Origin of the sequence: Cyanobium sp. ATX 6E8, from assembly GCF_024346335.1 — a bacterium.
Taxonomy (GTDB): Bacteria; Cyanobacteriota; Cyanobacteriia; order PCC-6307; family Cyanobiaceae; genus Cyanobium_A.
On sequence record NZ_JAGQCT010000031.1, the window covers coordinates 1 to 9,548 of the forward strand.

The 9,548-nt window shown below is 63.8% G+C and carries 13 protein-coding genes and 1 pseudogene; 13 read left to right on the top strand and 1 reads right to left on the bottom strand.

The window, feature by feature from the left end; genetic code table 11:
• Nucleotides 1-206: 206 nt before the first annotated feature.
• The 13 genes and pseudogenes from KBY70_RS14115 (at nt 207) to KBY70_RS14175 (ending at nt 8,159) form a co-directional block, all read left to right on the top strand.
• Nucleotides 207-752 (top strand): nucleoside-diphosphate sugar epimerase/dehydratase, encoded by a 546-nt coding sequence (locus KBY70_RS14115; protein ID WP_254988933.1) that lies wholly within the window; start codon nt 207-209, stop codon nt 750-752.
• A gap of 406 nt (nt 753-1,158) precedes the next feature.
• On the top strand, nt 1,159-1,530 hold the full coding sequence (locus KBY70_RS14120; protein ID WP_254988934.1) for a hypothetical protein: 372 nt from the start codon (nt 1,159-1,161) through the stop codon (nt 1,528-1,530).
• A 54-nt stretch (nt 1,531-1,584) separates the two neighbouring features.
• Complete coding sequence (locus KBY70_RS14125; RefSeq protein ID WP_254988935.1) at nt 1,585-2,331, top strand: DegT/DnrJ/EryC1/StrS family aminotransferase; 747 nt, start codon at nt 1,585-1,587, stop codon at nt 2,329-2,331.
• The gene (locus KBY70_RS14130) at nt 2,322-2,915 is read left to right on the top strand and encodes a hypothetical protein (RefSeq protein WP_254988936.1); all 594 of its coding nucleotides are present in this window, start codon (nt 2,322-2,324) and stop codon (nt 2,913-2,915) included. Before KBY70_RS14125 ends, KBY70_RS14130 begins: the two co-directional genes overlap by 10 nt.
• Before the next feature lie 305 nt (nt 2,916-3,220).
• Complete coding sequence (locus KBY70_RS14135; RefSeq protein WP_254988937.1) at nt 3,221-3,559, top strand: hypothetical protein; 339 nt, start codon at nt 3,221-3,223, stop codon at nt 3,557-3,559.
• A gap of 54 nt (nt 3,560-3,613) precedes the next feature.
• Nucleotides 3,614-4,198 carry a DegT/DnrJ/EryC1/StrS family aminotransferase gene (locus tag KBY70_RS14140; protein WP_254988938.1) on the top strand — a complete coding sequence of 195 codons (585 nt, stop codon included), beginning with the start codon at nt 3,614-3,616 and terminating at the stop codon, nt 4,196-4,198.
• Between the two features lie 206 nt (nt 4,199-4,404).
• Nucleotides 4,405-4,770, top strand: a complete 366-nt coding sequence (locus tag KBY70_RS14145) for a hypothetical protein (RefSeq protein ID WP_254988939.1) — start codon at nt 4,405-4,407, stop codon at nt 4,768-4,770.
• Nucleotides 4,757-5,038, top strand: a pseudogene (locus KBY70_RS14150) (type II toxin-antitoxin system YafQ family toxin). Before KBY70_RS14145 ends, KBY70_RS14150 begins: the two are co-directional and overlap by 14 nt.
• A 48-nt stretch (nt 5,039-5,086) precedes the next feature.
• The gene (locus KBY70_RS14155; protein WP_254988940.1) at nt 5,087-5,671 is read left to right on the top strand and encodes a DegT/DnrJ/EryC1/StrS family aminotransferase; all 585 of its coding nucleotides are present in this window, start codon (nt 5,087-5,089) and stop codon (nt 5,669-5,671) included.
• Nucleotides 5,672-6,441: 770 nt separating this feature from the next.
• Nucleotides 6,442-6,756, top strand: coding sequence for a hypothetical protein (locus tag KBY70_RS14160; protein ID WP_254988941.1), 315 nt, complete (start codon nt 6,442-6,444; stop codon nt 6,754-6,756).
• Nucleotides 6,757-7,432: 676 nt separating this feature from the next.
• On the top strand, nt 7,433-7,585 hold the full coding sequence (locus KBY70_RS14165; protein WP_254988942.1) for a hypothetical protein: 153 nt from the start codon (nt 7,433-7,435) through the stop codon (nt 7,583-7,585).
• Nucleotides 7,586-7,625: 40 nt separating this feature from the next.
• The gene (locus KBY70_RS14170) at nt 7,626-7,859 is read left to right on the top strand and encodes a hypothetical protein (RefSeq protein WP_254988943.1); all 234 of its coding nucleotides are present in this window, start codon (nt 7,626-7,628) and stop codon (nt 7,857-7,859) included.
• 54 nt (nt 7,860-7,913) lie between these two features.
• On the top strand, nt 7,914-8,159 hold the full coding sequence (locus tag KBY70_RS14175) for a DegT/DnrJ/EryC1/StrS family aminotransferase (protein WP_254988944.1): 246 nt from the start codon (nt 7,914-7,916) through the stop codon (nt 8,157-8,159).
• Nucleotides 8,160-8,272: 113 nt separating this feature from the next.
• Here the strand turns inward: KBY70_RS14175 and KBY70_RS14180 are convergent, their stop codons facing one another.
• The gene (locus KBY70_RS14180) at nt 8,273-9,412 is read right to left on the bottom strand and encodes an IS5 family transposase (RefSeq protein ID WP_254988946.1); all 1,140 of its coding nucleotides are present in this window, start codon (nt 9,410-9,412) and stop codon (nt 8,273-8,275) included.
• Nucleotides 9,413-9,548 lie beyond the last annotated feature (136 nt).

Consider the following 9,548-nt stretch of genomic DNA (forward strand, 5'->3'; position numbering starts at 1 on the left):
GCCTGCAGGAAGGCGATCAGATCAGCACTGGCAACAGAATGGGCCAACGGACGGGAGCAGTCCCGACAAAACCGGCACCAGCATGGCCGCGCCAGCTGCCTTGTGCCTGACTTTCAGTCGGCCCTGGGTAGCCGGGGTCTTTATCTCCTCGCTGGCCGCAATGGCCTGTTGGTGCTGCTGTTGGCGGCCACGGGCTGATGCTGCGCTTGCCGATGCCGCCCCGCAGCAGTTGGATCCTGCTTTGGTTGCTGCTCACTGGTTTCATCGGAGCGGTGCGCTTTGCCCTGCGTGATTTGTTTCTGTCGTTGCGTTCGGTTAGCCAGAATCAGATGGTGCGTGTGGCCATCTACGGCGCCGGTGAGGCTGGTGCCCAGCTCGCCGCTGCCCTGCGTCTGGCCGGCTGCCACCAGATTGTCACCTTTCTCGATGATGCGCCGAGTCTCTGGCGGCGCACGATCAACGACATTCCGATCCAGCCGCCCCAGGTGCTCAGTGACATCCAGGATCAGCTCGATCAGGTGTTGCTGGCGATCCCCTCGCTGCCCCGCAGTGATCGCCGCCGCATCGTGGCTGAGTTACAACGCCAGGCGATCCCGGTGTTGCAGATCCCCTCGGTGGATGACCTCAGCTCCGGCCGGGCCCGCAGCGATGCGCTCCGCCCCGTCGCTATAAAAGACCTGCTCGGCGGGGCATGGGGCGATCTGCTGCCACCGCGGCTTTCAGGCCGCGGGTGTGGTGGCTGTGGCGGTTGAGGCCGGCGGCCTTGTGAAAGCCGCCCGGGAGCGGTTCCGGCTGCAGCTCGTGAGGGTGCTGATGGCGTCGGGAGCTCTCAGCTGCAGGAGGCCCTGAGCTTGGTTCCGGCGGGGTGCGCATCCTGTCTCGAGGGCAAGCGCCGACTTCCTTGGCCGACTGGGCTCGGTAAAGCTTTCGTCGCAGGCTCGCTACGCCTATCTGTACGGGATGTACAGATTGCAAGATCAACGCTCTCGATCTCATCTCGGCGCCAGCACCTGGCGCCACTCGGTAGTACAGGTGTACTGTTGATTGAGCGGCGAGGGTTCGGAGTGGGTAGGGTTTGGCTATTCGACATCCAGGGCTGGATCACCCTGATCCTGGGCGGCCTGCTCGCGCTGATCACGCTTTTCACGTCGTACAGCCATGTCCACCTCCCCTTCCTCGGCGCCATCGCCCTCAACCAGCAAGTCGGAGTACTACTCCTCCTTGTCTTGGTTCCGGCGCTTTTTGGCGACGCTGAATTGGCGACCCGTTGTCGACTACGAGCTGAGAGAGATCGAGTTCGAGCGGAGCGAGCACGAGTACGAGCAGAGGAAGATCGCGCACGAGCAGCGGATGAAGCAGCTGAGGAAAGAAGACGAGCGGAAGAAGATCGCGCACGAGCAGCGGATGAAGCAGCTGAAGAGCGAGAACGCGCGGCTCGCCGAGCTCAACGCCAAGCTGAGTGCAATCTCGTCCAGCTCCGCCACCAGCTCGAACCCAGCGAAGCCAACGCCCAGCGAGTCCGAGATGTGATTTCCCTGCTGGAGGAATACGGCGGGTTCGCTTGAGGGCACATCGACCAAAAGGGTGACCCAAATCGCCCACGGCATCGCCGTGATTGAAGACTGCGCCCAGGCCCATGGCGCCCGCATCCACGGCCAGTCCGTTGGCAGCTTCGGTGATGTGGCCGCCTGGAGCTTTTGCCAAGACAAGATCCTCACCACCGCCGGCGAAGGCGGCATGGTGTCCACCCAACGTGCTGACCTTTGGGATGCCATGTGGGCCTTCAAAGACCACGGCAAAACACATGAGGCGGTCTACGGGCGCGAACACCCCCCCGGCTTCCGCTGGGTGCATGAACGCTTTGGCTCCAACTTCCGCCTCACCGAACTGCAGAGCGCTATTGGTCGCATCCAGCTCCAGCGCCTGCCCGAGTGGACCGCCGCCCGCACCCGCAACGCCCTGCTCCTCGCCGAAGCCCTGGCTGATTGCTCCGCCGTGCGCGTGCCCCTGCCGCCGGAGGGCATCACCCACGCCTGGTACAAGTTCTATGCCTTCGTGAAGCCAGACGCTCTGGCCGAATGCTGGAGTCGCGATCGCATCCTCAGTGAGATCGCATCCCTCGGCTATCCCGCCCTCTCTGGTGGCTGCAGCGAGATCTACCTCGAACGTTGCTTCCAGGATGCCGGCCTCGCACCTGCCGAGCGGTTGCCAGTTGCCCGCGAACTGGGCGATACCAGTTTGATGTTTTTGGTGCATCCCACCATCACGCCTGAGCAGATGGCCGGCTATGCCGACGCTGTGCGGACGGTTGTGGCGCGGGCTTGCCGCTGACGGCGGCCGGCTTGATGCGGCCCCCGATGTTGGTGGCCCTGGTGCTCGCCGTCTCGGCCGCCGGCCTCTGGCTCGCCTGGCCCTGGCTGGCGCCGTTGTGGTTTTCGGTTTCGGCGGCTCCCGATCGCCCCGACCGGCTGGTGGTGCTCGATGGCACCCCCAGCCGCCTGGCCCAGGCCGAACGCCTCGCCGCGGCACTGCCCCCCCAGCGTCTGCTGATCCGCTGCCCCCGCAGCACCCCGCCGCCCCAGCCCCTGCCCGAGCTGCTCCAGGGCTTCGACACCACCACCCAGATCACCGCCCTGGCCGATTGGCTCCGCGTCCAGCCCGTCCCCTCGCCCCGCCGCGTCTGGATCGCCACCGACCCCGATCACACCGCACGCGCCGTGCTGCTGGCCCGCCTGGCCCTGGGCGGCCGGGGTCTGGCCGTGGCTCCAGCGCCGCCGCCACCCCCCAGCACCTTGGAGCGCCGCAAGCTCCTGCGCGATGCCCTGCGCCTCACCCTTTGGCGGGCCATCGGCAGCAGTGGCGGCTGGCTGGTGCCCGAGCAGGTGGCCCGCAAGCGGGTGGCCTGTGGGGTGTAGGGGGATGAGCTGCCAACGCGGCTTCCGGCCTCGTGAAAGCCGCTTGAGCGCTGTTCCGGCTGCAGGTCGTGAGGGTGCTGCTGGGGTTGAGAGCTTTCAGGTGCGGGTGGCCCAAGCCCTGGTTCCGGCGGGTTGCGCTTGCGGCTGCGAGGGCAAGCAGCACTTGCTTGCTGATACAGGTGTATTATTGGCTGAGCGGCGAGGGTTCGGCGTGGGTAGGGTTTTGGTGTTCGACATCCAGGGTTGGATCACCCTGCTCCTGGGCGGCCTACTCGCGCTGATCACGCTTTTCACGTCGTACAGCCATGTCCACATCCCCTTCCTCGGCAACGTCGCCCTCAATCAGCAAATCGGAGTATTACTCCTCGCTGCCCTGGTTCCGCCGCTGCTTGGCGATGCTCAACTGGCGACCCGTTGTCGACTACGAGCTGAGAGAGATCGAGTTCGATCGCAGAGAGATCGAGTACGAGAGGAGAGAGATCGAGTTCGAGAAGCGGAAGATCGCGCACGAGCAGAGGATGAAGCAGCTGAGGAGCGAGAACGAGCGGCTCGCCGAGCTCAACGCCAAGCTGAGTGCAATCTCGTCCAGCTCCGCCACCAACTTGAGCCCAGCGAACCCAACGCCCAACGAGTCCGAGATGTGATCTCCCTGCTGGAGGAATACGGCGGATTTGCTTGAGGGCGCATCGACCAAAAGGGTGACTCAACTTGCCCTCGGCATCGCCCTGATCGAAGCCTGCTCCCAGGTCCATGGCGCCCGCATCCACGGCCAGTCCGTGGGCAGCTTCGGTGATGTGGCCGCCTGGAGTTTCTGCCAAGACAAGATCCTCACCACCGCCGGCGAAGGCGGCATGGTGACCACCGATCGCGCCGATCTCTGGGATGCCATGTGGGCCTGCAAAGACCACGGCAAAACCCATCAGGCGGTCTTCGGCCGCGAACACCCGCCCGGCTTCCGCTGGCTGCACGAGCGCTACCGCTTCGCGGGCCTGCGGCTACGACTCCAACTTCCGCTTCACCGAACTGCAGAGCGCCATCGGCCGCATCCAGCTCCAGCGCCTGCCCGAGTGGTCCGTTATCCCTCCCTCTCTGGGAGCTGCAGCGAGATCTATCTGGAGAAGTGTTTCCAGGAGGCTGGCCTGGCACCTGCTGAGCGGTTGCCTGTGGCCCGTGAGCTGGGGGAGACCAGCCTGATGTTTTTGCTGCATCCCACCATCACTCCGGAGCAGATGCCCGGCTACGCCGAGGCTGTGCGTTCAGTGGTGAAGCGCGCTTGCCGGTAGGTCGCGCTCCTGATGGCAGCGCGGCTTTCAGACCGCGGGTGTGGTGGCTGAGGCGTTTGAGGCCGGCGGCCTTGTGAAAGCCGCTCGGGAGTCGTTGCGGCTGTAGGTCGTGAGGGCACCGCTGGGATGGGAGTTTTCAGCAGCAGGTGGCCCACAGCTTGGTTCGGGCGGGTTGCGCTTGCGGATCCGAGGGCAAGCACCGCAGGATGAGTTGCACTGATGCCGGGCACATCAGCCTCATTGCCCGCCTCGCCGGCGCGGCTGTTGAACCCTCAACGGCATTAATGTGGCATCAAGGAGGTTTCGGTATGACACCAGCAACGATCGACCTCAATGGTCTCGACAGCGACATTCGCGCCAATGTGCTGCGACAGCTAACTGCTTCTGGACTGTCCGAACAGGTCTTCGTGAACCAGGTTTATCAAGCTTTGGCAGGGGGCCAATTCAGCCTTCTCGATCTTCTGGGCCCAAATGCTGGCACCCTTGAAGCCATGCAAGAGCTGGCCGAGGGGCGAGGAGTGACTGCAGAGAACATTGAACAGTTGTTCGTCGACCTGCATGCGGACGATTGAACGCTCAACACAGTTCAAAAAAGACTATAAAAAATAGTCCAAAAGCGTCTATGGCTCCGAGCTGGATGCCCGCCTCAAAGGTGTGATCCCGCTTCTTCTGGCCGATCAGCCTCTACCAATCAGGTTTCGCGACCATCAGCTCAGAGCCAACTGGAAGGGATATCGCGACTGTCATGTCTTCCCGGATTTGGTGCTGATCTATCAGCTCCAGTGCGCTGAGGTGGTTCGGCTGGTCCGTCTGGGATCGCACAGCGAGCTGTCGCTTTGACCGCCGGCGAAGGCGGCATGGTGTCCACCCATCGCGCCGACCTCTGGGATGCCATGTGGGCCTTCAAAGACCACGGCAAAACCCATCAGGCGGTCTTCGGCCGCGAACACCCGCCCGGCTTCCGCTGGCTGCACGAGCGCTACCGCTTCGCGGGCCTGCGGCTACGACTCCAACTTCCGCCTCACCGAACTGCAGAGCTCCATCGGCCGCATCCAGCTCCAGCGCTTACCCGAGTGGACCGCCGCCCGCACCCGCAACGCCCTGCTTCTCGCCGAAGCCCTGGCCGATTGCTCCGCTGTGCGTGTGCCCCTGCCGCCGGAGGGCATCACCCACGCCTGGTACAAGTTCTATGCCTTCGTGAAGCCAGACGCCCTGGCCGATGGCTGGAGCCGCGACCGCATCCTCAGCGAGATCGCCGCCCTCGGCTATCCCGCCCTCTCTGGTAGCTGCAGCGAGATCTACCTCGAGCGGTGTTTCCAGGACGCCGGCCTCGCCCCCGTCGAGCGTCTGCCCGTGGCGCGCGAACTGGGCGACACCAGCCTGATGTTCCTGGTGCATCCCACCATCACCCCTGAACAGATGGCCGGCTATGCCGAGGTGGTGCGAACGGTGGTGAAGCGGGCTTGCCGGTAGCGCTGTTTGGCCAGAAGCGTCGTCAGGTGTTGGTTGCTCTGTTGCTTGGAACTCCGGCTGTAGGGCTGTGGCTGGCCTGGCCCTGGATTGTTCCGCTTGTTTCTCCGGTTCCCACGTCTGGCCCTGGTAGCGATCTGGTGGTGGTGCTGGATGGTGGCTCAGGTCGCTTCGCCGCAGCCGATCGCATCGGCCAAGCGCTGTCTCAGCCGCCTCGCCGCCTGCTAATCCGCTGCCCCACGGGTAAGCCGCCACCCCAGCCCACCCCCGAACTGCTACAGGGCTTCGACACCGCCCCCAGATCACCGCCCTCGCCCACTGGTTGCGCCACCAGCCCTCGCCCTGCAGTTCTCGGGTGTGGATTGCCACCGATCCTGATCACACCGCCCGCGCCGTAGTCCTCGCCCGCATTGCCCTCGGCACTCAGGGTATTCGCGTTGGCCCGGCCGATTTGCCTACCCCCAGCTCCGCTGAACGCCGCAAGCTTCTTCGGGATGCCCTGCGCCTCACCCTTTGGCGGGCCACTGGGAGCACCGGCGCCTGGCTGGTTCCTGATGCGCTGGCACGCAAACGGGCAGATTGCGGGGTGTAGGGCTTCAGGCCGCGGGGCGGGCCACCCGTGATTCCACGGATGCCCTGCTAGTCTATTTGTACTATTCTGTGTTCAGGGTTTGGGCTGGCTACGGTGGTTTTGGGATTTGACCTACAGGGCGCGATCACGCTCATTGCCGGCCTGCTGCTCGCCCTGATCACACTCCTCACGGGTTATGACCATGTCGACTTCTTTTGGGGCCCAACCCTCCAGCTCAATAAGCAAATCGGAGTTTCTGTCCTCGCTGCCTCGCTGGCGACGCTGGTTGTCGAGGCTCAATTGGCATCCCGTCGTCGAATACGAGATTCGCGAGATCGAATTCGAGCGCAGGAAGATCGAGTACGAGAACAGAAAGATCGAGCACGAGAAGCGGATGAAACAGCTCGAGAGCGAGATCGCGCGGCTCGAGCAAGCCAACTCCAGGCTCGAGCACTTCGAGCGGGAGCACTTGTCTGGCTCGACCCCACCCCCCTCCACAGGAGATTTCTACAGTTGATTGCTACCGAGCTCGCTGATCTCGCTGGCGGTTCGCCCTCGTGATCCGGCCCTCTCGCGCCATCGTGTCGAGCCCCAGCCCCAGCCCCAGCTCGCTGGCTGGCCGATCAGGACCTGCCCGCTGCAGATCTGATCGAGGTGCTCGATGGCACGCCCACCCGCCTAAAACAGGCCGAGCGTTACCAGCAGCAACTGCTGCAGGAGCCGGGGAGCGCCTGCTGATCCGCTGCCGCCGCGCTACGTCTCCGCCACCCAGATCACCGCCCTCGCCCACTGGTTGCGCCACCAGTCCTCGCCCGCATTGCCCTTGGCAGCCAGGGCATTCGCGTTGGCCCGGCCGATTTACCTGCCCCCAGCCCTAGCGAGCACCGCAAGCTGCTCCGGGATGCCCTGCGCCTCACCCTTTGGCGGGCCACTGGGACCACCGGTGCCTGGCTGGTTCCCAAGGTTGTTGCCCGCAAGCGGGCCGATTGTGGGGTTTAGGGGGTAGAGACCTTGTGAAAGCGGCTCAGGTGTTGTTCCGGCTGCAGGCCGTGAGGGCTCTGTGGGCTTGAGTGTTCTCGGCTGCAGGTGGCCCAGGGCCTTGTTCCGGCGGGATGCGCTTGCAGCTGCGAGGGCGCCCTCCCTCCCTGCTGAGCAGTACAGGTGTATTGTCAACTGAGCGGCGAGGGCTCGGTGTGGGTAGGGTTTTTCTGTTCGACATCCAGGGTTGGATCACCCTGCTCCTGGGCGGCCTGCTGGCGCTGATCACTCTTTTCTCGTCTTACAGCCATGTCCACATCCCCTTCATCAGCGCCGTCGCCCTCAACCAGCAAGGGCTGTTTCGATAAATCCGCCTACTACTCCTCGCTGCCCTGGTTCCGCAGCTGCTTGGCGATGCTCAATTGGCGACCCGTTGTCGACTACGAGCTGAGAGAGATCGAGTTCGATCGGAGAGAGATCGAATTCGAGAAGCGGAAGATCGCGCACGAGCAGCGGATGAAGCAGCTGAGGAGCGAGAACGAGCGGCTCGCCGAGCTCAATGTCAAGCTGAGTGCAATCTCGTCCAGCTCCGCCACCAGCTCGAACCCAGCGAAGCCAACGCCCAACGAGTCCGAGATGTAATTTCCCTGCTGGAGGAATACGGCGGATTTGCTTGAGGGCACATCGACCAAAAGGGTGACCCAAATCGCCCACGGCATCGCCGTGATTGAAGACTGCGCCCAGGCCCATGGCGCCCGCATCCACGGCCAGTCCGTTGGCAGCTTCGGTGATGTGGCCGCCTGGAGCTTTTGCCAAGACAAGATCCTCACCACCGCCGGCGAAGGCGGCATGGTCACCACCAACCGCGCTGATCTTTGGGATGCGATGTGGGCCTTTAAGTGTTTGCAGAAAAACCCTGTCGCCGAGGGCGTTTTCCGCTGATTTCTTGTTGATTTCAGGCCTCAGCGCAGCTCAGGCGGCTGGATGAGGCCCTTTTGGGCTGTTTCTGAGAGTTTCGGCCGTCCGTCTGGCCACACCTCTGGGCAATGCCCCGCTCATGCTGCCTCCATCGCCGCGGGACGGAGCAGATTGCCCAGGCGGATCAGGTTGTAGGCGATCACGTGCAGGCCAAACACCGCAGCGACCTTTTCGGTGCCGCGCAGCTTGAACTGACGCAGCCCGCCCCACTGCTTGATCCAGCCAAACACCTTCTCAATCCCGCGGCGGGCGTTGATCGATTGGGCGTAGCCCTTGTGGCGGGTGGTGCGGCCATCAATGGCGGAGCCACCAGGTCGGTTGGTGTTCTGGGCCACGTGGGGCGTGACGCCGATCCGCCTGAGTTCGGCGACCATGCCCTTGGTGTCGTAGTTCTTGTCGGCACCCAGGGTTTTCTTGTGGGCACCGGGGAGCTCAGCCGCCATTGCCTTGGCTGCATCCCGCTCTCCGGTGCCCACCGCTTGCGTGACCCTGCAGTCGACGATCAGGGCATGGCGGTTGTCCATGAGCACATGCCCCCGGTAGCTCGGCTGGGCGGGGTGGGCATTGGACTTGCGGGCCAGCAGAGCATCCGGATCGGTTGTGGAGCGATGGGTCTGGTTGCTGAGCTTGACGCCGCGGAAGTCGCCTTTGGCACGTTTCTTGCCTGCTTTGGACTGACCAAAGCCCTCACCAGGACCTGACGGCGGCGGCGGTGGATCGTCCTGCCCATCAATCCGCTCCAGGGAGGCATGGGAGGCCCAGGCCTGCAGCAGGGTTCCGTCCACCGAGAAGTGCTCATCGCTGAGCAGCGGCTGGACCTCTGGAGCCGCCATCACCTTGTTGAGGAAGCGCTCCATGAGCTCCTCATTGAGCAGCCGCTCACGGTTTTTGGTGAACGTTGTGGGATGCCAGATCGGATCATCAGGGCCCAGACCGATAAACCAGCGGAACAACAGGTTGTACTGCAGCTGCTCGAGTAGCAACCGCTCTGAGCGGATGCCGTAGAACGCCTGCAGCAATGAGGCCAGCAGCAGCTGCTCGGGCGGCACCGATGGCCTGCCTTCTGCGGCGTACAGCGCACAGAAGGTGGGATTAAGCCGATCGAGGGCCTGATCGGCCAGTTTCCGGATCCGCCGCAGCGGATGACTGGCCGGGATCCGCTCCTCGATCGACACGTAGGAGAACAGGGAGCCACTGCGCTCCTGTTGACCTCGCATCGGGGCTGAGCTGACGTGACCCCCTTTGTTGGTCCAAGCCTTATGAGAGTTGGTGGGTGTGGTCATGCGGCAACTCCCTGTTGAGCTGCCTCCAGGGGCGTACGCCCCTGGAGGGCCGAGTGCGGCCTGAGAGAGT